This is a genomic window from Ornithinimicrobium sp. F0845, assembly GCF_023015765.1.
GTDB lineage: Bacteria > Actinomycetota > Actinomycetes > Actinomycetales > Dermatophilaceae > Ornithinicoccus.
Genome location: NZ_JALKAL010000005.1, coordinates 138,069 through 159,920 on the forward strand (window position 1 = coordinate 138,069; position 21,852 = coordinate 159,920).

The window sequence follows — 21,852 nt, forward strand, 5'->3', positions numbered from 1 at the left end:
CGGTCCAGGGGCCGGTTCTTCGCCGATGCCCAGGTCTCGGTATGCCGAAGCAGTTCGTTGTCGCCCATCCGCGGATCGTGACACGCGTCCGACGAGCCCCGCAGGAGTTGTCCACAGCCCCCGCCGGTCAGGTCACTCGGGGTCGCAAGACGCGAGGCCGGACCGACAAAACCCCTGCAACAAGCCGGGATCGGCCGGCAAAACCACTATGAAAATTGGGGGGAGGTGGACAGGACCACCACGCTCGTCGCGCTCACCTCGATCGACCCGCTCACCGACTCCGGCTCCTGCGGGCCCTCCCAGGCGCTCGACCACTCCAGGCGCCACGGGTGGGAGGCGTCGGAGTCGGGCAGCTGCACCGTCACGGGCTCGACGGCGCCATTGAGGACGACCAGCACGAAGTCCGCCTCCGCCCCCTCGGCCTCGCTGACCGCCCGGTCGTCGAGCAGAGCCACCAGGGTGCGCTGCCCTGGGTCGGTCCACTGGCGCTCGCTGAGGATCTCCCCGGCCGGGTCGAACCAGCGCAGGCGCACCCGTCCCGGCACCGCGTCGAAGGTCTGGAAGTCCGGCGGGCTCAGCACCCGGTGCCGGCGCCGCACCTCCAGCAGCCGCGTCACCGTGGCGGTCATGTCCCGGTCCGCCGACTCCCAGTCCAGCCAGCTGATCTCGTTGTCCTGGCAGTAGGCGTTGTTGTTGCCGCCCTGGGTCCGCCCGATCTCGTCACCCGCCGTGATCATCGGCACACCTGCCGCGAGCAGCGTGGTCGCCATCAGGTTGCGGGCCGAGCGCCGTCGCGACTCCAGGATCTCGGGGTCGTCTGTCGGGCCCTCGACGCCGTGGTTCCAGCTGCGGTTGTCCCCGTGCCCGTCCCGGTTGTTCTCCAGGTTGGCCTCGTTGTGCTTCTGCTCGTAGGCCGTGGTGTCGGCGAGCGTGAACCCGTCGTGGGCGGTCACGAAGTTGACCGAGGCGATGGGTCCACGGGAGTGGGCGCGGTAGAGGTCCGCCGACCCGGCGAACCGGGTCGCCAGCTCGCGCACCCCGTGGCCCTGCTGGCCGTGCTGCGCACGGGCGGTGTCCGGCAGCCAGAAGGTGCGCACCGTGTCGCGGAACCGGTCGTTCCACTCCGCGAACGGCGGCGGGAACTGGCCCGTGCGCCACCCGTGCACCCCGACGTCCCACGGCTCGGCGATGAGCATCACCCGCGACAGCACCGGGTCGGTCCGCAACGCCACGTGGAAGGGGTGGTCGGGGTCGTAGGCGTCGTCCCGGCCCCGCGCCAGGGCCGGGGCCAGATCGAACCGGAAGCCGTCCACGTGATATTCGGTCACCCAGTGGCGCAGCGAGTCCAGGACCATCTTGGCCACCTGCGGCTGCCGCAGGTCGACGGTGTTGCCGCAACCCGTGACGTCGATGTCGCGGCCGCGCTCGTCGAGGCGGTAGTACGTCGCGTTGTCCAGCCCGCGCCAGGACAGCGTCGCCCCGGAGTCGCCGCCCTGCTCGCACGTGTGGTTGTAGACGACGTCGAGGACCACCTCGATGCCCGCGGAGTGCAGCGCCTTGATGGCTCCCTTGAGCTCATCGACCACGCCCTGCGGATCCTGCGCCACGGCATACTCCGGATGCGGTGCGAAGAACCCGAGCGTGTTGTAGCCCCAGTAGTTCGTCAGCCCGCCCTCCACCAGGTGCGGCTCGTGCGTGAACGCGTGGATGGGCAGCAGCTCCAGGGTCGTCACACCGAGGCTGGTGAGGTGATCGAGTATGACGGGATGGCCCAGTGCCGCGTATGTCCCCCGGATGTCCTCGGGCACCTCGGGGTGTTGCTGGGTGAGTCCGCGCACGTGCGCCTCGTAGATCACGGACTCGGTCCAGGGCGTGGTGGGGGAGCGGTCGTCGCCCCAGTCGAAGGAGTCGTGGTCGACCACCACGGACCTGGGGACGTAGGCCGCGCTGTCCCGGTCGTCGCGACGCCCGCCGTCGCCGTTCCACCGCTCGTCGACGACGTGCCCGAAGACCTCGGGTCCCCAGGTCACGACCCCTTCGATGGCTCCGGCGTAGGGGTCCTGGAGGAGCTTGGCCGGGTTGTGCCGGTGGCCGTCCTCGGGTGTCCAGGGGCCGTGCACCCGGAAGCCGTAGCGCTGGCCAGGGCCAACGCCCTCGACGACGTCCCACCAGATCCCGTAGGCGTTGCGGGACAGCGGGACCCGGCGTTCTGCGCCGTCGCCGTCGAAGAGGCACAGCTCGACGGCCTCGGCGTTCGCTGCGAGGACGGACACGTCGGCCGCCCCGTTGTGCACGGTGACACCGAGCGGAGGGGGCACATCTGGTCTGCGATGGGGCACGGGCATGGTCGCAGCCTAAGGACTCGGTAACGTGGGGCCCATGACCGACCCCACCAGCCTTCCCAACTTCCCGCCGCCGCCCGAGGAGAGCCCCCTGCGTGGGCGCGTCCTCGACGCGCTCCAGGACCTGCAGCTGCAGCCCGACCTCGACGCCGAGGGCGACATCAAGTTCACCGCGCAGGAGCAGCAGCTCTTCGTCCGTTCATTGACCGGTGGTCAGGTCGACATCATGCGCGTCTACGGCCAGTGGCAGATCGCCGACAGTGTGCCCACGGACCTGCTGACCCGCCTGAACGGCTGCAACGACATCACGCTCGGGGTCAACCTGGTCAAGGCCGGGATCGCCTCGGGCAACCTGGTCCTGAGCGTCGAGCAGGTGATCGCGCCCAAGGAGAACCCGAAGGCCAAGGTGCAGATCGCGGTCAGCATGATCCTGCAGGCCGTGGCGTTGTGGCACCGCAACGTGACCGCCAAGGCCAAGCGCGAGGCCGACATCGCGGCCGGCGGCACCGGTGACGTCGTCGTCGAGGGCAAGGGCGACGCCTCCGGCGAGCAGCAGAAGGTCGGCCCCTGGCTGTCTGAGGGGACGCGCCGCAAGCAGGGCGGGACCCCGGACGCCGGCGGTGAGGCATGAGCGAGCCGCGCACGGTCGCGACCTCGACCGAGCACGTCCGCGTCGAGATCGAGGCCGGGATCGCCACGATCCGGATCGACCGGCCGAAGATGAACCCCCTCGACATCGCCGTCCAGGACGCCCTGGGCGAGGCCGCCGGGATCGTCTCGGCCGACGCCGAGGTCCGCGCGGTGATCATCTACGGCGGGGAGAAGGTCTTCGCCGCCGGCGCGGACATCAAGGAGATGGAGACCATGTCCTACACCGACATGGTCGACCGGGCCGCCGTGATCCAGGAGTGCTTCCGCGCCGTCGCGCACATCCCGAAGCCGGTCATTGCCGCGATCACCGGCTACGCCCTGGGCGCCGGCTGCGAGCTGGCGATGTGCGCCGACTTCCGCGTCGCCGGCAGCGACGCCAGGCTCGGCCAGCCCGAGATCCTGCTCGGCGTCATCCCCGGCGCCGGCGGCTCCCAGCGCCTGCCCCGTCTGGTCGGACCGGCCAAGGCCAAGGACCTGATCTTCAGCGGCCGGATGGTCGAGGCCGAGGAGGCCCTGGCGATCGGTCTCGTTGATGAGGTGGTCGAGCCGGACCAGGTGTATGCCGCAGCCCGAGCCCGCGCCGAGCGCTACGTCAGTGGTGCGCCCTACGCCCTGCGGGCGGCCAAGGAGGCCGTCGACCGCGGCATCGAGACCGACCTGGACACGGGCCTGGCCATCGAGGCGATGCTGTTCGCCGGGGTCTTCGCCACGGAGGACCGCCAGATCGGCATGACCTCGTTCGTGCAGGACGGCCCCGGCAAGGCCAAGTTCACCGGCAAATAAATCTCGACCGAGCGCGAGGTATTGCGGTCCAGAAGGTCACCGAACGCACCGCGTGGCGAACGGTGCGCGGTCCGCGGTCGGGACCAGACGGCATAGTGCCCGGCAGGGAGCGCCACCCCGTGCGCTCGGTCGCTAGGGGGCCAGCAGCTCTCGGACGCGCGGGCCGACCTGCTCGGCATACAGCCGGATGCACTCCATCCGTTGCTCGTGCGGGAGGTGGCCCATGCTGTATTTGAGCTGGAAGCGGGAGAGCCCGAGGAGCCGCGCGGTGTCGGCGATCTTGCGGGCCACGGTCTCGGGGGATCCGACGTAGGCAGCGCCGTCCGGACCGAGCTGCTCCAGCGCCCGCACCTCGTCCATCGGCGCCCAGCCGCGCTCGCGGCCGAGGCGGTTCATGTACTCGACGAACGGGCCGAGGTACTCCTCCCGGGCCTGCTCGTCGGTCGCGGCGACGTGCCCGGGGGAGTGCACCCCGAGCGGCTGCTCTGGCTGCTCCGCCTGCACGAGGGCCCGCCGGTAGAGGTCGACGAGCGGCGCGAACTGCCTGGCTGGCCCGCCGATGATCGCGACCACGACGGGCAGGCCGTAGGCCGCGGCCCGGACCATGGACTGCGGGGTCCCGCCGACCGCCACCCAGGTCGGGATCCGGCCGCCCTCGGTGCCGGGCATGACCTGGTCTACCTGCAGCGGCGGTCGGATGGTGCCCTCCCACAGCACAGGCTGTTCGGTCAGCAGGTGTGCGAGCAGGTCGAGCTTCTCGGAGAACAGCACCTCGTAGTCCTCCAGGGCGAAGCCGAACAGCGGGAAGGACTCGATGAACGAGCCGCGGCCGACGGTGACCTCAGCGCGACCGCTGGAGAGGGCGTCGAGGGTCGAGAAGCGTTCGAAGACGCGCACCGGGTCGTCGGAGCTGAGGACCGTGACGGAGGTGCCCAGCCGGATCCGCTCGGTTGTGGAGGCGAGGGCGGCCAGCACCGTGTCCGGTGCCGAGATCGCGTAGTCGGGCCGGTGGTGCTCGCCGATGCCGAAGAAGTCGAGGCCGAGCTGGTCGGCCAGCTGCCCCTCGGCCAGCACCTCCCGCACGACCTGCGCCGGGTGCAAGGGCTCGCCGTCCGGGCCGTTCGCGATGTCGCCGAAGGTGTCCAGGCCCAGTTCGAGACTCATCGCCTCATCGTAGGAGGGCGCAGGGCCGGGCATCGTGTGTCAGGACAGCGTCCACACCCCCAGCTCGTTGCCGCTGGGGTCGGCGAAGTGGAACCGTCTCCCGCCCGGGAACGCATACGGCGCCTGGATGATCCGACCCCCGGCTCCTTCCACGGCGGCCACGCTCGCATCGAGGTCCTCGGAGTAGAGCAGGACGAACGGACCGCCAGGACCTGGTTGCCCCGCAGGGTTGAGGCCGCCGGCCTCGTCCTCGCGCCCGACTGTGCGGAAGCCGGCATAGCCGGGGCCGTAGTCGGTGAACGTCCACCCGAAGGCCTGCCCATAGAAGTCCTTGGCGGTGGCCAGGTCCGCGACGTTGATCTCGATGTAGTCGATCGCATGGTGTGTCGATGCCATGAGCGGACGGTATGACGTAGGTCCGACACTGGGCGTCGTCCGGCGGTCTGTGGTCCTGTTCGGCGGATGGCGGGGTTCAAGGTGCCACTCGCCGAAAGCGGTCAACAAAACCACTACGAAAATGGTGGACGGACCTGCAAAACCACTACGAAAAGACGGGGCGGGGGTGCAAAACCCCTGAACTTTTGTGGGGGCTAGTTGACGTGCCTGACTAGTTAGTGACACCATCTAGTCATGAACCCGGAACAGGAGTGGCCCAGCGAGTGGCTGCGGGGGGTGCTGAGCGTGTGCACGCTGCGGATCCTGCGCGACGGCCCGACCTACGGCTACGCCATCGCCTCCAGGCTCACGGAGGCCGGGCTGGGCAGCGTCAAGGGCGGCACGCTCTATCCCCTGCTCGGGCGGCTCGAGGAGGCGGGCTGGGTCGAGGTGGAGTGGCGGCCCGGGGAGGGCGGGCCGGGCCGCAAGTTCTATGCACTGACCGCCGAGGGCCTGGCCGAGGCCGAGCGCCAGGCGACCCGCTGGGCCGCGTTCACCAACACCACCCGGGCACTTACCGACCACATCGTCTCGAAGGGACGGGCATGACCATGACCAGCACTGGCAACGGGGGCAGCTTCGAGCTGGCCACCCCGCACATCGACAGGACCTGGCGGGAGCGCTTCGTCGTGGAGCAGCGTCTCGCCGACCGCACGGGAGCCCAGATCGGCGACGCGCTCGCCACCGTGGACGCCCACTGTGCCGAGTCGGGGGAGACCGCGCAGGAGGCGTTCGGCGACCCGGCGGCATACTCCCGGTCGTTGATCGGTGACGCCGCCGACGAGCCGATGCGTCTCGCACCGCGCACGGTGGCGGGGATCGTGTGCGGGGTCCTGTCCCTGCTCATCCTGCCGCGCGCGATCGAGGCCCTGGTCGAGGGCTCCAGTTTCAGGATCACCGGCGGTGACGTCGCGGCCGCGGTGCTCCTGGCGGCCCTCGTCGCGGTGATCTTCTGGCGGCCCACGCCGGTCCTGCGCTGGCTCGTCCGGCGCCCGGCGACGGCGGGGGCCGCGGTCTTCGCGGTGCTGATCGTCCTCGTCGTCCCGCAGGCGCTCCTGCGGGAGGCTCTCCTGGAGGTCGGCCCGGTGACCCCGCTGGTGGTGGGGGCGGTCCTGCTGGTGCTGTCCGTGGTCCTCCCGTGGGGCGACCTGTCGCAGCAGGACCCGGTGCGTGACCCGCGCGCCCGCGAGACCGGTGGCGGCGGGGGCATCGGGTGGTTCACGGCCTTCCTCTTCCCCGTGCTCACCGTGATCATGGTCGGGATGAACGCCCTGTTCCGCGCGGTGAGCTGAGCGGGGCGCCTGGCGCCACCTGAGGACCCGTTTGGCGACGGCCACGGGGTGGGTGCGAAGATGACCTCAAGGTAACCCGCCCCCAACGATGAGGATCGACACGTGAATATCGTCGTCTGTGTCAAGTACGTGCCGGACGCGCAGTCCGACCGTTCCTTCGAGTCGGACCACACCACTGACCGCGAGGCCGTGGACGGTCTGCTCTCGGAGCTGGATGAGTATGCCGTGGAGGCCGCTCTGGCTCTGAACGAGGCGGGGGACGGTGGTGAGGTCACGGTCCTGACGATGGGTCCGGAGGACGCGGCCGATGCGGTGAAGAAGGGTCTGCAGATGGGCGCCGACAAGGGCGTGCACGTGCTGGACGACGCGATCGCTGGCTCGGACGCCGTGGCCAGCTCCCTGGTGCTGGCCGAGGCGATCAAGAAGCTGGGTGGGGTGGACCTGGTGATCACGGGGCTGGCCTCGACCGATGGTGCGATGTCGGTGGTGCCGGCGATGCTGGCCGAGCGGCTGGGTCTGCCGCAGGTGACCTTCGCCTCCGAGCTGACGGTGGAGGGCGGGGTCGCGCGGATCCGGCGTGACGGGGACATCGCCTCGGAGACGATCGAGGCCTCGCTGCCGGCGGTGGTGTCGGTGACCGACCAGATCAACGAGCCGCGCTACCCCTCGTTCAAGGGGATCATGGCGGCGAAGAAGAAGCCGGTGGAGACCTGGGGGCTGGGTGACCTGGGCGTGGACGCCTCGCAGGTCGGGCTGGGCGCGGCCTGGACGACGGTGGAGTCGGTCGAGGCGCGTCCGCCGCGCAGCAAGGGTGAGGTCGTGACCGACGAGGGCGAGGGCGGCAAGGCCCTGGCCGAGTTCCTGGCCTCCCGCAAGTTCGTCTGAGTCGACCAGAGACAGTTCAGGAGAAGGAGAAACATCATGGCTGAAGTGCTCGTTCTGGTCGACCACGTCGACGGGACCGTCCGCAAGACCACCGCCGAGCTGCTGACCGCGGCCGCCCGCCTGGGTGAGCCGTCCGCGGTGTTCATCGGCACCGGGTTCGAGTCCGCCCGGGACACGCTGGCGCAGTATGGCGCGGCGAAGGTCTACCGCATCGATGACCCGGCGGTCACCGACCACCTGGTCGCCCCGACCGCCGAGGTGCTGGCCCACCTGGTCGACCAGACCAGCCCGGCCGCGGTGCTGCTGCCCTCCTCCGCCGAGGGCAAGGAGATCGCCGGCCGCCTGGCCATCAAGACCGAGTCCGGTCTGGTCACCGACGCCACCGACGTCCAGCCGGGCGACGGCGGCGGGGTGCGCACAGTGCAGTCGGTCTTCGCCGGCAACTACACGGTCACCACCGCGGTGACCAAGGGGTCCCCGATCGTGACGGTCAAGCCCAACTCGATCCCGGTCCAGGAGGCACCGGGCGAGGCGACCGAGGAGACCATCACGGTCCCGCTGTCCGAGCAGGCCACGACCGCCCGGATCACCGACCGCAAGGAGAAGGCGGCCTCCGGTCGCCCGCAGCTGACCGAGGCCGCGATCGTGGTCTCCGGCGGGCGCGGCACCGGCGGTGACTTCGGCCCGGTCGAGCAGTTCGCCGACTCCCTCGGCGCAGCCGTGGGTGCCTCCCGCGCCGCGGTCGACGCGGGCTGGTACCCGCACGCCTCCCAGGTCGGACAGACCGGCGTGTCCGTCTCCCCGCAGCTCTACGTCGCGGCCGGCATCTCCGGGGCGATCCAGCACCGCGCGGGCATGCAGACCTCCAAGACGATCGTCGCGGTCAACAAGGACGCCGAGGCCCCGATCTTCGAGCTGGTCGACTTCGGTGTCGTCGGCGACCTCTTCCAGGTCCTGCCCCAGGCGACCACCGAGGTCCAGGCCCGCAAGGGCTGACCCGGCCACACGACATACTGACCGGCCCCGGCGCTCACCCGAGCACCGGGGCCGTTCCGCATCGGGCGACTGGCACTGGCCGGGGCGGGGTCACCGCTGCTACGTTGCCACCAGAATGATCCAGGTCGCCTGCGTCCACTCGTTCCGCGGCGGGACCGGCAAGTCAACGCTCACGGCCAGCCTCGCCGGTCAGCTCGCGCAGCGCGGCCGCGCCGTGGGCGTGGTCGACACGGACCTGGCCTCGCCGGGCATCCACGTCCTGTTCGGGCTCGATGGCGCCGCGGTGGAGGCCTCGCTCAATGACTACCTCTTCGGGCGGCGCACCATGGGCGAGGTGGCCCGGCCGGTGGTCGTCGACGGGCCGGGCAGCATCCACCTGGTCCCGGCGAGCGTGCGGGCGGGGGAGATCACCCGGATCCTGCGCGAGGGCTACGACGCGCAGCGCCTCGTGCGCGGGCTGCGCGAGGTGGTCGACGCGCTCTCCCTCGACGTGCTGCTCGTCGACACCCACCCCGGGCTCGGTGAGGAGACCCTGCTCAGCCTGGCCATCAGCGACACCGTGGTCACCGTGCTGCGCCCGGACCGCCAGGACTACGAGGGCACCGCGGTGCTCCAGGAGGTGGCGGCCGGCCTGGGCGTGCGTCGCCAGGGGCTGGTGGTCAGCAAGGTCCCGCCCGGGCTCGATCCGGCCGGGGTGCGCAGCCGCGTGGAGACGGCCTACGGGTGCCCGGTCGTGGGGGTCGTGCGCCACGACGACGACCTGATGGCCCTGGCCAGCGCCGGGATCTTCACCCTGCAGCACCCCGACCACCCGGTCACCGCAGCGGTGTCCGAGGTCGCCGACTGGCTGGAGGCGGACCGGTGAGACACCCGCCCCGCGCCGGGTCGAGGCGGCAGGTGGGACCGTGAGCGAGCCCGCCCCGATCGACCGCGAGGAGGTGCTCGGCGGGCTCACCGGGCGCCGGGTGAGCACCGCCCTGTATGCCGTGGAGAGCCGGGCCGGGCTGCTCGCCCTGGCCGACCGGCACGCGGGAGCACCGGCCATCTGCGAGGGGATGGTGCGGACCGCCGAACGGGACCACCTCGCCGCCCTGCGGGCCGGGGAGGCATTGCCGGCGCCGCCGCGGATCCAGCACCTCGAGCGCTCCGCCGAGGCGTGGGCGCACCTGGTGCCCGCCGCCCCCGCGGTCCGTGCCGGGCTGGCCCACGCGCTGACCGCCAAGTACGCCGCGCGCGCCCGCGACGTCCCCGGGCTGCGCCGGGCGGTCGGCTTCGAGGACCCCGAGGTCGTCGCCGAGCACGTGCGCCGGCACGGCACCGCGCCGGACGCCGGGTGGGCCGACACGCTGCCGTGGGCAGAGCGCCTGCGCTGGCGAGCCTCCGGGCTGGCCGACCGGGTGGGCACCCTGCCTGCGTTCTGGTCGGCCTTCGCCCTCACCCTCACCCAGACCGTGGGCGCCGGGGTGCTCGCCCTGCCGATCGCGATCGCCGGCATCGGTCCGCTCTGGGGACTGGCGCTCATCGTCGTGATCGGCCTGGCGAACGTGCTGACCGTGACCGCCATCGCCGAGGCGGTGACCCGCACGGGAGCCGTGCGCTGGGCCGGCGCCTTCCTCGGGGGAGTGGTCCGTCAGCACCTCGGCAGACAGGCTGCGGCGGTGACCGCGGCCGCGGTGACGGCCTTCGCCGTGGCCACCCTGGTCGCCTACTACCTGGGCCTGTCCACCACCCTGGCCGCGGCCGTCGGTCTCCCGGCGACCGTGTGGGTCGGGATGCTCTTCGCGCTGACGGCGGCCCTGGCGTGGAGCGGCCGCATGGGCGCCACGATCGTGTCGGCCCTGCTGATCGGTGCGGTCAACCTGCTGGTCATCGCCCTGCTCGTGGCCGTGACGCTGACCGCCTTCGACCTCGACCGGCTCACCGGGGGCGCCGGGTCGCGCGACGGGATCGACGTCTCGGCCGTGGGTGCGGTCTTCGGCGTCGTGCTGATGTCCTTCTTCGGCCACACGGCGGTCGCCGCGGGTGCCCGGGACATCCTGCGCCGCGACCCGGGCGGCCGGGGCCTGATCCGCGGCACCGCCGCCGCGATGCTCGTGGCCATCCTCGTGTATGCCGTGTGGACCCTGGTCGTCGCCGGCGCCGTGGACGGTGGTCGGCTGGTCGGAGAGAGCGGCACCGTCCTGGAGGCGCTGACCGAGACCGTGGGCCCGGTGGTCATGGTGCTGGGCAGCGTGTTCGCGGTGACCGCCATGGGGATGGGGGCGGTGCACTCCTCGGTGGGTCTGCACGCCCAGGCCGCCGAGCTGCTGCGCACCCGCGTCGGCTCGGGCCGGCTCCCCGCGATGGTGCCGCTCGTGGCGGTGTTCCTGCTGGTGGAGGTGCTGCTGGTGACGGGCCGCGCCTCGTTCACCGGGGCTCTGGCCACGGTGGGAACGCTGGCCGTGCCGGTGCTCGCCGGCACCATCCCGGTCCTGCTCCTGGCCTCGGCCCGGCGGCGTGGTGACTATGTCCCGACCGGCGCGCTGCCCGGCCTGGGAGTCCCGGTGCTCCTGGGCCTGTGGGTGCTCTTCGCGGGCGGCGTCGCCGCGCACGGTCTGGTGATCTGGGGCGGAGTGGTGGCGCGGGTGCTGGCGGGCCTGGTGGTGGTGCTGATCTGCGTGCTCACCGCTGTGGTGCTGCGCGCCGGCGTGCTGGACCCCCTGTCGACCCTCGAGGTCCGTCGCGACCGCGACCTGGGGCTGGACACCATCCAGCTGACCACGGCGGGACGGTCCGGTCGTGCCGAGGTGGTGGCCGCGGTCGACCGGGGCCGGAGCACCGCCGAGCTGCTCGAGGGGTCGCTGCGGCTTCCGGAGCAGACGACGACCGCGACCGTGCAGGTCGCCACGGCGCCCGCGCGGCAGCTGCGTGTCTGGGCCCACGAGGTCGACCCGTTCGGTGTGTCCCAGGACCTGCCGGTGGAGGTCCTCGTCGGACCGCCTGCTGCCGGGGCTGCTGCTGCCACCGGGCCGGCTGCCGCCGGGCCGGCCTCTGCTGCCGCCGGGCCGGCCTCACCTGCCGGCGTTGGTGCCACTGCTGCCGCTGGCGCTGGTGCCACTGCTGTCGCCGGGGCCGCGACCCTGGTGCTCCCGGCCACGTCGACAACCGTCCCGGTCACGCTGGGGCTGGCTGGGCCCGGAGTCGTCTGCGACCTACCGGGGGGTCACCGGTGAGCGCGCGCGTCCTCGTCGTCGACTCCGACCCGGAGGAGAGGTGGGCTACGTGCCAGGCGGCCAGCGGCTTGGGCTACCGCCCGGATCCCGCGGCCGACGGCCCGGCCGCGCTGGCCATGCTCAGGGGGGACACGGCATACGAGATCGTCCTGCTCGAGCTGGTCATGGCGCAGGTCGACGGGTGCGCCGTGCTGTCGGCCATGAAGGCCGACGAGCGGCTGCGTGACCTGCCGGTCATCGTCGTGTCCCGGGCCGACGAGGTCGAGGACATCGCCCGGTCCATCGCGCTCGGCGCCACCGACCATCTCACCAAGCCGGTGCGGACCGAGGTGCTCGGGGCACGCCTGCGCACCTCGCTGGCGAGCAAGCGGCTGCGTGACGTGGAGCGGGACCACCTGGCCCAGGTGCGGGCGCTCACCTCGGCGGCCGTCGAACTGCAGGCCGGGGCCGAGTGCGGCGACCTGTCCGTGCTCGACCCCGTCGCCGCGCGCGACGACGACCTCGGCACGCTCGCCCGCGTCTTCCGCCAGATGGCGGAGGAGATCCGGTCCCGGGAGACGGCCTTGCGCGAGCAGGTCGACCGGCTGACCGTCGAGCTGGACCGGAGCCGCATCGGGGGGCAGGTCGCGGAGGTGACCGGGTCCGAGTCCTACCGGGACCTGGCCGGCCGTGCCGAGGAGCTGCGGCGCATCCTGCGTGAGGAGTGAGCTACCGCGCCCCTGGGTGCACAGGTCGCCCGGAGGCAACCGCTCCGCCCGGACGCAACCGCCGCGGGGGCCAAGCTTCCCGCGGGCACGCGGGAGACAAAGAGGGCAGGCGGGCAAAACGTCCCCAAGAATGCGCGGGAGGCGGGCAAACCTCCCCAAAATTTGTGGGGTCCCGGCCCGGTGGGATGATGGGTCGGTGCCCGACGCCCCCACCTACCTCGACCACGCCGCGACCACGGCCGTCCTGCCGGAGGTCATCGAGACCGTCACCGAGCACATGCGCCAGCTCGGCAACCCGAGCTCGCTGCACGGTGCCGGGCGCGACGCACGGCGGGTCGTCGAGGAGTCCCGCGAGTCGATCGCCAGCGACCTGGGGGTGCGGCCGTCGGAGGTGATCTTCACCTCCGGGGGCACCGAGTCGGACAACATGGCGGTCAAGGGCACCTGGTTCCACAACTACGAGAACGAGACCGGTCGTAACGTCCTCGTCGTCAGCGCGATCGAGCACCACGCCGTCCTCGACGCGGTCGAGCACCTGGTGCTGGAGCACGACGCCGAGGTCGCCTGGCTGGAGCCGGACAGCGCTGGCCGCATCCGCCCCGAGACCCTGCAGAAGGCGCTCGACGAGCACGGTGACCGGGCCGCGCTGGTCAGCGTGATGTGGGCCAACAACGAGGTCGGCACGGTGCAGCCGGTCGAGGAGCTCGCCGGCCTGGCCCGCGAGCACGGCGTGCCCTTCCACACCGACGCAGTGCAGGCGCTGGGGCAGGTGCCGCTGCCGCTCGGGGAGGTCGGTGCCGACCTCGTGGCGCTGACCGGCCACAAGATCGGCGGCCCGATGGGGGTGGGTCTGCTGGTCGCCGGGCGCGACCAGACGCCGGTGCCGCTCACGCACGGTGGGGGCCAGGAGCGCCAGCTGCGCAGCGGCACGCTGGACACGCCCGCCATCGCCGGGCTCGCGGTCGCCGTGCGCCGCGCGGTCAGCGAGCAGGAGCTGCACGCCAAGACGATGATCCAGCTGCGTGACCGGCTGATCCAGGGAGCTCTCGACCTGGACCCCACGATCCAGGTGAGCGGCCCGTGGGAGCCGGGTGACGGCATACTGCGGCTGCCGGCCAACGCCCACCTGCGCGTGCCCGGCTGCGACGGGGACTCCCTGCTCTACCTGCTCGACGCGGCCGGCGTGCAGTGCTCGACCGGGTCCGCGTGCCAGGCCGGGGTGCCGCAGCCCAGCCACGTGCTGCTCGCGATGGGGGTCGAGGAGGACGCCGCCCGTGGCTCGCTGCGCCTGACCCTCGGCCGCACCTCCACCGACGCCGACGTGGACGCCTTCCTCGCGGCCTTGCCCGGCGCCGTCGACCGGGCGCGCCGTGCCAGGGGCGTCAGCCGGGGAGCATGATGCGCGTCGTGGCCGCGATGAGCGGCGGGGTCGACTCGGCCGTGGCCGCCGCCCGGATGCTCGACGCCGGGCACGAGGTCGTCGGGGTCCACCTCGCGCTCAGCCAGTCGGCCGCGACCCTGCGCGAGAGCGCCCGCGGCTGCTGCACCCTCGAGGACGCCGGCGACGCCCGACGCGTGGCCGACCGGCTGGGCATCCCGTTCTACGTCTGGGACATGGCCGAGCGCTTCCGGGAGGACGTCGTCGAGGACTTCGTCGCGGAGTATGCCGCGGGCCGCACCCCCAACCCGTGCCTGCGGTGCAACGAGAAGATCAAGTTCGCCGCGCTGCTGGACAAGGCGCTCGCGCTGGGCTTCGACGCGGTCGCGACCGGGCACTACGCGCAGATCCGGGAGGTGCCCGACGGCTCCGGCGTGCGGCGCGAGCTGCACCGGGCGGTCGACATGGCCAAGGACCAGTCCTACGTGCTGGGCGTGCTCGACGCCGAGCAGCTGGCGCGGGCATTCTTCCCCCTGGGCGACACGACCAAGCCGGACATCCGGGCAGAGGCGGCCGAGCGCGGCTTCTCGATCGCCAAGAAGCCGGACAGCCACGACATCTGCTTCATCGCCGACGGCGATACCCGCGGGTGGCTGACCGCCCGGCTCGGCGAGCAGCCCGGCGAGATCGTCGACACCGACGGGACCGTGCTGGGGGAGCACGGCGGGTCCTTCGGCTACACGGTCGGTCAGCGTCGCGGCCTGGGTCTGAAGGTCCCGGCGGCCGACGGAGCCAAGCGCTACGTGGTGCAGACCCGCCCCGAGACCAACCAGGTCGTGGTCGGCACCGCCGAGCTGCTCGGTGTCGACGAGATCACCGGCGACCACGCGCGCTGGTGCGGGGCGGCACCCGAGGGCATCGTGTCGGTCGGGGCGCAGGTGCGGGCGCACGGCGAGGAGATCCCCGCGACCGCCTGGGCCGACGGCGACCACGTCGAGGTGAGGTTGGAGCGCCGGATCCGGGGCGTGGCACCCGGCCAGTCCGTGGTTCTCTACGAGGGGACCCGCGTGGTCGGGTCGGCCACCATCGCCGGGACGGGCACGAGCCGCAAGGACTGAGTATGCCGGGGGCTGGCTCCCGGACGCCTGCCGACCACCGCCTGCCGACCCTCCGGAGTCAGCCGGCCCCGCGTCGCGGGCGATCGCCACGCGCTGCTGCTCCCCGCCGCTCTTCTTCGAGCGCCCAAGCGTTCTTCATGCCGACTGCAACCGGCTCGATGAACAGGTAGGCGCTCGAAGACGATGGCTCGCACCACAGCTGGGCGCCAGGGACGGGTATGCGCGGGAGGTCGGGCCAGCGGGCGGACGCGTGGGCTGCACGCGATGGGTCAGGTGGTCGCGCTGCGCCCGCCGACCGAGGCGATGCCCAGCCACGTGTGCCGGTTGCCCGCCCAGCACCACCCGAGCTTGGGTGCGCCGCGGCGCGCCACCCCGTCGCGGCCGGTGCCGTTGCTGATCCACAGCGCCGGCACTCGCGCATCGAGTCTGCCGGCTCGCGTGCCCGGCTTGCGGGAGCCGGTGGTCATGAAGCAGTGGTTGCGCTCGAGCACCTCGGGCACCTGCAACGCCCAGGCCAGTCCCTCGCTGGCGGTCATCGGGTCCCGCCCACGGGCACGCAGCTGCGGGTCGACCTCGTCCGGGCTCTGGTTGGCGAACTCATCGCCCCGCTGCGGGGCGTGCACCGCATAGAGATCGGCGTCGGGCACCTCGACCCCGGGGGCTGGGCCGAAGTCCGCCAGGTCGGTGAGGTCCTCGACGACAAACCCTTGGCGGCCGCCGAGCCGCAGCAGCGGGGCGAGTTGCGCCGCTGCAGTATGCCGGGGGTGCAGCACGAGCAGGTCGCCCCGCAGGTCCGGGGGCAGGGGCGGGACGGCCAACCCCAGGTCGAGGAGCCGTTGGTGCTGGGTCGCCAGCTCGGGGAGGGTGGCCAGGGAGGACAGTGCGGTCATGTGCGCTCCTTCAGCGTTGAGGCCGTGCAACGTGCCGACCGACGGATCCATTCCCGCACGAGAGCCTGGGGCCAGCTGCCGCAGCCTGGGGCCAGCACCGCCTCGAAAGGCGCGAACTCGATCGGCAGGCGCATCACGTGGGCGCGAGCCATGCGGCGGACTCGGTCCCGGCCAGCTCGAGCCGACGCAACACGTTGTGCGTCTCGACGAGGATGTGGTCGGGGCGATGAGGTCGTCCTGCGAGGCCACGGACAGCGCCCAGGGGCCCTCGGTGCCGGAGTCCAGGACAGCGCTGACCAGGACGGATGCGTCGAGACGATCACGGGCGGTCGGCGTCGCGAGCGGCCAGGATCTCCGCGGCGGACAGTCGCACGGTCGTCGCCGCCTTGGCCCGCTGGACGTTCGCGGCCCACTGGTCGGGCGAGGGCCGACTCGCGATCCTGGTCAGCTCGTCCCTGAGGAACTCCTGCAAGGACCGGCCCTGGTCGGCCGCACGAGCCGTGAGGGTGGAGACCACCTCGTCGGGGACATCGCGCACGGTGACGGACTTGCTCATGCCTGCAAAATAGCTGCATCGCAGGCAACTTGCTGCTCAGCCGGCCGTCGCGAAGCTCTGCCCGGTGAGTGGGCCAGTAGGCGGGGTGTCTGGTGCCCGAGGCAATGACCGTGCCCAGATCGGGTGCCGGTGGGTGAGTGCCCTGAGCCGTCCCTGAGGGCGACCCTGAGCGGTCCCGCAGAGCTGGCCGATCGGCTTACTGCCGGCCGCATGGTGGGGGACAGAGATCCCGCACCGACCTTGGAGCCACCATGTCCCGCCGACGCAACCGCAGCGTCCTGTCCGTCTTCGCCCGTGTCGTCGCCGTCGGCGTCGGGGGCGTCATCCTGCTGGTCGCCGGCCTCGTGGTGGGCGCCTGGATGCTCCTCGCGCCGACCGACACGGTGGGCGAGGTGGACTTCGACACCGAGCTGGCGATCCCGCCGCTGGCCGAGTCGACGATCGACGACCAGGGCCGGCGCGTGTTCGACCTGACCGCGCAGGAGGGCAGCCTCGACCTGAGTGAGGGCGAGGTGCAGACGTGGGGTTTCAACGGGGACTACCTGGGGCCGACGCTGCGGGCCGAGCGGGGCGAGGAGGTCCTCGTCCGCTACCGCAACGAGCTGCCCGACGCCTCGACCGTCCACTGGCACGGCATGCACCTGCCGGCCGCGATGGACGGCGGGCCGCACCAGCTCGTCGAGTCGGGCGGCACCTGGGAGCCGACGTGGACGATCGACCAGCCGGCCGCGACGCTCTGGTATCACCCCCACCCGCACGGCGAGACCATGGACCACGTGAGTCGCGGGCTGGCCGGGATGTTCATCCTGGCCGACCCCGCACAGACCGTGGACCTGCCCTCGGAGTATGGCGTGGACGACCTGCCGATCATCGTCACCGATCCCTCGAGCAGCCGGGGCGAGGTTCAGACGAACAGCGAGTTCGGGGACCGGCTGCTGGTCAACGGCACCGAGGGGCCGTATGCCGAGGTGTCCACCGAGCTGGTCCGGCTCCGGTTGCTCAACGGGTCACCGATGCGGGTGTACAGCTTCCAGCTCGACGACGGGTCGCCGCTCGTGCAGGTGGCCAGCGACGGTGGTCTGCTGCCGGCCCCGCACGAGACGACCTCGGTCCGTCTCTCACCGGGCGAGCGCGCCGAGGTGCTGGTGCGGATGGAGCCGGGGGAGACCCGGACGCTGCGCAGCATCGCGCCGGACCTGGGGCAGAACTTCCTCAGCGAGCGGTTCGGCGGTGGTGAGGACCGGTTCGACGTCCTGCAGCTGCGGGCCGCCGACCAGCTGGCGGACTCCCCGGACGTCCCCGAGGAGCTGGCGCCGGACATCGTGGAGCACGCCGGGGACCCCGACGCGGTCGACCGCACCCGGGAGTTCCGGATGAGCGGCCGCCAGATCAACGGTGCTCAGATGCGGATGGACCACGCCGACGAGGTCGTGACGCTCGGCGACACCGAGGTCTGGGAGGTCACCAACACCGGCGGCGAGGTGCACACCTTCCACGTCCACGACGTGCAGTTCCGGGTGCTGTCGGTCGACGGCCGGGAGCCGCCGCCGGAGCTGTCCGGGCTCAAGGACACGATCCTGGTCGAGGACGGTGTGGACTATCGCCTGCTGATGACCTTCACCGACTACGCCGACCCGACGATGCCGTACATGTACCACTGCCACTTGTTGCGCCACGAGGACCAGGGGATGATGGGCCAGTTTGTCGTGGTCGAGGAGGGACAGGAGCCGGCTATCGCTGCCCGCCAGGGGAACGGCCACCACTGACGGCAGCGGATGCACTCCGTCAGCGTTGCGCAGCGCGCCGCGGCGGTGCGTGACCACCCCAGTTACGACCAACGACCACGCGCTCAAACTAAGCGAGGTACGCCGACAGTTTGACTTGACACTCCGTTCGACCAGTTCTACTGTCCGCCTATGGCGCGCACAACCGGGCTGGGGTCGTGAATATTTACGGATGATCGGAGCCCAGGTGTCTCGTTCTCCACGATACCGATGGGTGGCAAGTGCAGGCATCCTGTGTTTGGCTTTGTCAGCATGTTCTGGCGCGCCGGGTGATGTCGATGTCGTTGCAGGGGAGCACGATCGAGTCCCGACGCCGAGGGCTACGGAGGGCAGCATCCAGACCCCGCAGAGTGAAGAAACAGGTGATGATGGGTCGGCTGAGTTCTCGCGGGTAAAGATGTACACGAGCCTCAAGGAGATGGCTCATGACAGTAGTACCATCGGGATTTTCCAGTCTACCGGTGAGATCAATTATGACACCATTGCAGGCTCGGCCATCGCAGTCGTGACGCTCGAACTTGCGGAGCCGATCGCCGGTGAGCGGCCCGAGCAAGTACGGGTGGCGACGTTTGCCCACGATGAGTCGGGGAGTCTCCTTCTGGGTGAGCCCGGGGAGTACCTGCTCTTCCTCAAACCCTGGGTAATCCGGGGGGAGCAGGTGAGCGAGCGGTGGCTCGCCACCGACGATTGGTCGGGCATCTACACCTCGGGCAACTCCGGTGGCAGCTGGGTGCGTTACGACAGCGAGGCCACTGAACTGCCCGAGTCAGTGAGCATCGGCGAGCTCGACGATCTGTCCACACGGTCAACCCCGGAGATCGTCGCCGAGGTCGTGGAAGATCAGACTGGCCGGAGTCAGCGCTGATACGGACCTGACTGAGCGGCATGAACCCGGGTTGCGCAGCGACCATCACCTGGCCTGGGGCCGGGTGAGTCCGTGACCCAGCGAGGGTCTGGTATCTGGACCTGGTCGGCCAGCGTCGGGGCTATGCCGCACACTTGACCCATGGTGCTCGCTTCTGGGATCGGATCGTGGCCCGGGACCGACATCCGGGATGCTCTTCGCGTCGTGCGCGACGCGCTGACCGAGGCACCCGACGGCGTGACGACGCTGCCCTACCTGCCCGAGCTGCCGGCCCGGGGCCCGGGCGCCGACATGGTGGGCCGCTCCGCCGGGCTGCTGGTGGACCTGCCCGTCGACATGCCGCCGCAGGGCTGGCGCCTGGTCGACCGGCCCGGGCGGGACGCCGAGCGCACCACCTCACTGTGGCGCCAGGACCTGGACGAGCTGGCCGAGGCCTTCGACGGTTGGTCCGGCCCGCTGAAGCTGCAGGTCACCGGCCCGTGGACGCTGGCGGCGGCGCTCTGGCTGCCGCTGGGGGACCGCGTGCTCTCCGACGCGGGGGCCACCCGCGACCTGGCCGAGTCCCTCGCCGAGGGAGTCCGCGCTCACGTCACCGAGGTGGCGCGGCTCCTGCCCGGCACCAGCCTGACCCTGCAGGTCGACGAGCCATCGCTGCCCGCCGTCCTCGCCGGGCACGTCAGGTCCGACTCCGGCTATCGCGTGCTCCCCGCGCCCGACGCCAGCCAGGCCGAGCACGTCCTCGGCACCGTGCTGACGGCCGCCCGGGACGCCGGCGCCGCCACCGCCGTCCACTGCTGCGCCGGCGACCCACCCGTCGCGCTGCTGCGCGGGGCGGGGGCCGAGGCGCTCGCCCTCGACGTCGCCACCCTGAGCACCCGTGACTGGGACGCCGTGGCCGAGGCGGTCGAGGCCGGGACCACCCTCTGGGCGGGCGCGCTGTCGACCAGCCGCCCCACGGCATACGGCCAGGTCGTGGAGACCATCAGCACCCGATGGCACGAGCTCGGCCTGTCGCCCGCCAGCCTGGCGGACCTCGGGGTGACCCCCGCCTGCGGACTCGCCGGCACCACCCCGGACGCGGCCCGCGCGATCACCCGGGCCACGGTGGAGTCCGCCCGGGCACTGGCCGAGGTGGCGGTGCGGTGACGGCCACCGTCCTTCCGGCGCCCGCCGTCGGCCGGGTGCCGTGGCCGGCGAAGTACGCCGCGATCGCCCTGATCTGGGGCTCCAGCTATCTGCTGATGAAGGTCGGCCTCGAGGCGATGTCCGGCGTGCAGGTGGCGACCCTCCGCGTCATGTGCGGCGGTGCGGTGCTGCTCCTGCTGCTCGGTCTCAGCGGCGGCCAGCTCCCGCGGGGACTGCGCACCTGGGGACACCTGTGCGTGAGCGGGACGTTGTTGTGCTCCCTGCCGTGGACCCTGTTCGCGGTCGGCGAGGAGCGCGTCGACTCCTCGATCGCCGGACTCGCCAACGCCGTCACGCCGGTGGCGACGGTCGTCTGCTCGTGGCTGCTGCTGCGCGGGGAGAAGGTCGGCCGGACCCGCGTGGTGGGGGTGGCCGTCGGGTTCCTCGGGGTGCTCCTCATCTCACAGCCGTGGGCGGCCGACCGCGGCCCGGACCCGATCGGCTTCGCGATGGTGCTGGCGGCCTCGGCGAGCTACGGCGTGGGCTGGATCTACGTCCGCCGGTTCCTGACCCGGGCCGACCGCGGCGGGTTGTCGTTGCCGACCGCCCAGATCGTGGTGGCCATGGTGCAGATGCCCGTGGTCCTCGTGCTCTGGTGGTGGCTCGGGGCCGGGGAGTCGATCAGTATGCCGTGGACGCTCCACAGCCCCGACCCTCTCGTGCCGCTCCTGGCCGTGCTGGCCCTGGGCGTCATCGGGACCGGGCTGGCGCAGTGGCTGCAGTTCGACGTGGTGCGCGCCGCGGGCCCGACGGTGGCGACCAGCGTGACCTACCCGATCACGGTGGTGTCGGTGCTGCTCGGCGTCCTGATCCTCGGCGAGGAGCTCGGCCCGGTCGTGCTGCTCGGCGGTGCGGTGGTGCTGGTGGCCTCCCTCCTCATCGGGCGGGGTGCGCGCGGGCCGAGGTGAGACACCCGGTGTTACACTCCAGTATGCCGACCGCTCGCCCCCGCGTGCTCGTCACGGAGACCGACGACCTCGCCGCCGCGCTGCAGCTCGCCGCCCGGGCCTGGCCGCAGGAGCGTTCCCGGGCGCGGCTGCTGACGCGACTGGCGCTGCTGGGTGGCCAGCGCCTGGCCGAGCCCAGTCACGAGTCACGACTGAGCCGCCGCACCGCGGCGCTCGAGCAGCACGCCGGGCGGTTCGCCGGCGTGTTCCCGCCCGGCTATCGGGAGGCGCTGCGCGACGAGTGGCCGGAGTGAGTGTCGTCCTGGACGCGAGCGTCCTGATCGCCTGGTTGGACCCGCAGGACGGGCACCACCACAGCGTGCTCTCCGACCTGCATGAGGCTGCGCGCGAGCAGTGGGCCATCAGCGCCCTGACGCTGGCCGAGGTGATGACCAGGGCAGCCGCTGACGAGGAGCTGCTCGCAGCGGTCGGGGAGGCCGTCGCCGACCTTGAGCTCGTGGTCGTTCCGCTGGGAGACGAGGACGCCGAGGCCCTCGCCCGGTTGCGCGCGGCATCGGGGCTGCGGATGCCCGACTGCTGCGTGCTCCTGGTGGCGTCCACGCTCGGGGGCCGGGTGCTCTCGACCGACACGCAGCTCGTGCGCAGGGCGGGGGAGCTCGGGCTGGACGCCCGGCTCCTCTGACCCCATCGGGGGAAGGCCC

Annotated in this window: 22 protein-coding genes; 17 read left to right on the plus strand and 5 right to left on the minus strand. The window is 71.9% G+C overall.

What is annotated here, in order from left to right; genetic code table 11:
* Nucleotides 1–206 precede the first annotated feature (206 nt).
* A complete protein-coding gene (glgX, locus tag MWU75_RS09485; RefSeq protein WP_247089947.1) occupies nucleotides 207–2,345 on the minus strand; it encodes a glycogen debranching protein GlgX in 2,139 nt (712 codons plus the stop codon).
* Nucleotides 2,346–2,379: 34 nt separating this feature from the next.
* Between glgX and MWU75_RS09490 the strand changes: the two genes are divergently transcribed.
* A complete protein-coding gene (locus MWU75_RS09490; protein ID WP_247089949.1) occupies nucleotides 2,380–2,973 on the plus strand; it encodes a hypothetical protein in 594 nt (197 codons plus the stop codon).
* Nucleotides 2,970–3,776, plus strand: a complete 807-nt coding sequence (locus MWU75_RS09495) for an enoyl-CoA hydratase-related protein (protein WP_247089951.1) — start codon at nucleotides 2,970–2,972, stop codon at nucleotides 3,774–3,776. The genes MWU75_RS09490 and MWU75_RS09495 overlap by 4 nt, the downstream gene beginning before the upstream one ends.
* A 132-nt stretch (nucleotides 3,777–3,908) precedes the next feature.
* Here the strand turns inward: MWU75_RS09495 and MWU75_RS09500 are convergent, their stop codons facing one another.
* Together MWU75_RS09500 and MWU75_RS09505 are read right to left on the minus strand one after the other, a co-directional pair.
* Entirely contained in the window at nucleotides 3,909–4,940 is a 1,032-nt protein-coding gene (locus MWU75_RS09500; protein WP_247089953.1) for an LLM class flavin-dependent oxidoreductase, read from the minus strand.
* Nucleotides 4,941–4,979: 39 nt separating this feature from the next.
* Nucleotides 4,980–5,336, minus strand: coding sequence for a VOC family protein (locus MWU75_RS09505; RefSeq protein ID WP_247089955.1), 357 nt, complete (start codon nucleotides 5,334–5,336; stop codon nucleotides 4,980–4,982).
* A 234-nt stretch (nucleotides 5,337–5,570) separates the two neighbouring features.
* Here MWU75_RS09505 and MWU75_RS09510 point away from each other — a divergent pair, with 234 nt between their 5' ends.
* The 9 genes from MWU75_RS09510 to mnmA all read left to right on the plus strand — a co-directional run bounded on the left by MWU75_RS09510 (nucleotide 5,571) and on the right by mnmA (nucleotide 14,963).
* Entirely contained in the window at nucleotides 5,571–5,924 is a 354-nt protein-coding gene (locus MWU75_RS09510) for a PadR family transcriptional regulator (RefSeq protein ID WP_247089957.1), read from the plus strand.
* Between the two features lie 2 nt (nucleotides 5,925–5,926).
* Nucleotides 5,927–6,667 (plus strand): hypothetical protein, encoded by a 741-nt coding sequence (locus MWU75_RS09515; RefSeq protein WP_247089959.1) that lies wholly within the window; start codon nucleotides 5,927–5,929, stop codon nucleotides 6,665–6,667.
* A 102-nt stretch (nucleotides 6,668–6,769) separates the two neighbouring features.
* Nucleotides 6,770–7,552 carry an electron transfer flavoprotein subunit beta/FixA family protein gene (locus tag MWU75_RS09520; protein WP_247089961.1) on the plus strand — a complete coding sequence of 261 codons (783 nt, stop codon included), beginning with the start codon at nucleotides 6,770–6,772 and terminating at the stop codon, nucleotides 7,550–7,552.
* 36 nt (nucleotides 7,553–7,588) lie between these two features.
* Nucleotides 7,589–8,548 carry an electron transfer flavoprotein subunit alpha/FixB family protein gene (locus tag MWU75_RS09525; protein WP_247089963.1) on the plus strand — a complete coding sequence of 320 codons (960 nt, stop codon included), beginning with the start codon at nucleotides 7,589–7,591 and terminating at the stop codon, nucleotides 8,546–8,548.
* 115 nt (nucleotides 8,549–8,663) lie between these two features.
* On the plus strand, nucleotides 8,664–9,413 hold the full coding sequence (locus tag MWU75_RS09530) for a MinD/ParA family protein (protein ID WP_247089965.1): 750 nt from the start codon (nucleotides 8,664–8,666) through the stop codon (nucleotides 9,411–9,413).
* Nucleotides 9,414–9,453: 40 nt separating this feature from the next.
* The gene (locus MWU75_RS09535; RefSeq protein WP_247089967.1) at nucleotides 9,454–11,760 is read left to right on the plus strand and encodes an aromatic amino acid transport family protein; all 2,307 of its coding nucleotides are present in this window, start codon (nucleotides 9,454–9,456) and stop codon (nucleotides 11,758–11,760) included.
* On the plus strand, nucleotides 11,757–12,467 hold the full coding sequence (locus MWU75_RS09540; RefSeq protein ID WP_247089969.1) for a response regulator: 711 nt from the start codon (nucleotides 11,757–11,759) through the stop codon (nucleotides 12,465–12,467). Before MWU75_RS09535 ends, MWU75_RS09540 begins: the two co-directional genes overlap by 4 nt.
* A gap of 196 nt (nucleotides 12,468–12,663) precedes the next feature.
* A complete protein-coding gene (locus tag MWU75_RS09545) occupies nucleotides 12,664–13,866 on the plus strand; it encodes a cysteine desulfurase family protein (RefSeq protein ID WP_247089971.1) in 1,203 nt (400 codons plus the stop codon).
* Nucleotides 13,866–14,963 (plus strand): tRNA 2-thiouridine(34) synthase MnmA, encoded by a 1,098-nt coding sequence (gene mnmA, locus MWU75_RS09550; protein WP_247090167.1) that lies wholly within the window; start codon nucleotides 13,866–13,868, stop codon nucleotides 14,961–14,963. The genes MWU75_RS09545 and mnmA overlap by 1 nt, the downstream gene beginning before the upstream one ends.
* A 269-nt stretch (nucleotides 14,964–15,232) precedes the next feature.
* Here the strand turns inward: mnmA and MWU75_RS09555 are convergent, their stop codons facing one another.
* Together MWU75_RS09555 and MWU75_RS09560 are read right to left on the minus strand one after the other, a co-directional pair.
* Complete coding sequence (locus MWU75_RS09555; RefSeq protein ID WP_247089972.1) at nucleotides 15,233–15,853, minus strand: DUF5701 family protein; 621 nt, start codon at nucleotides 15,851–15,853, stop codon at nucleotides 15,233–15,235.
* A 319-nt stretch (nucleotides 15,854–16,172) separates the two neighbouring features.
* Nucleotides 16,173–16,409 carry a hypothetical protein gene (locus MWU75_RS09560; protein ID WP_247089974.1) on the minus strand — a complete coding sequence of 79 codons (237 nt, stop codon included), beginning with the start codon at nucleotides 16,407–16,409 and terminating at the stop codon, nucleotides 16,173–16,175.
* A gap of 251 nt (nucleotides 16,410–16,660) precedes the next feature.
* On the opposite strand from MWU75_RS09560, the gene MWU75_RS09565 reads away from it, so the two are divergent.
* The 6 genes from MWU75_RS09565 to MWU75_RS09590 all read left to right on the plus strand — a co-directional run bounded on the left by MWU75_RS09565 (nucleotide 16,661) and on the right by MWU75_RS09590 (nucleotide 21,833).
* Entirely contained in the window at nucleotides 16,661–18,175 is a 1,515-nt protein-coding gene (locus MWU75_RS09565; protein ID WP_247089976.1) for a multicopper oxidase domain-containing protein, read from the plus strand.
* A 232-nt stretch (nucleotides 18,176–18,407) separates the two neighbouring features.
* Entirely contained in the window at nucleotides 18,408–19,058 is a 651-nt protein-coding gene (locus MWU75_RS09570) for a hypothetical protein (protein WP_247089978.1), read from the plus strand.
* 141 nt (nucleotides 19,059–19,199) lie between these two features.
* Nucleotides 19,200–20,204, plus strand: a complete 1,005-nt coding sequence (locus MWU75_RS09575; protein WP_247089980.1) for a methionine synthase — start codon at nucleotides 19,200–19,202, stop codon at nucleotides 20,202–20,204.
* On the plus strand, nucleotides 20,201–21,151 hold the full coding sequence (locus tag MWU75_RS09580; RefSeq protein ID WP_247089981.1) for a DMT family transporter: 951 nt from the start codon (nucleotides 20,201–20,203) through the stop codon (nucleotides 21,149–21,151). The genes MWU75_RS09575 and MWU75_RS09580 overlap by 4 nt, the downstream gene beginning before the upstream one ends.
* Nucleotides 21,152–21,174: 23 nt before the next feature.
* Nucleotides 21,175–21,444: a hypothetical protein gene (locus MWU75_RS09585; RefSeq protein WP_247089983.1), complete on the plus strand. Its 270-nt coding sequence runs from the start codon at nucleotides 21,175–21,177 to the stop codon at nucleotides 21,442–21,444.
* Complete coding sequence (locus MWU75_RS09590; RefSeq protein ID WP_247089985.1) at nucleotides 21,441–21,833, plus strand: PIN domain-containing protein; 393 nt, start codon at nucleotides 21,441–21,443, stop codon at nucleotides 21,831–21,833. Before MWU75_RS09585 ends, MWU75_RS09590 begins: the two co-directional genes overlap by 4 nt.
* The last annotated feature ends 19 nt before the right edge of the window (nucleotides 21,834–21,852 follow it).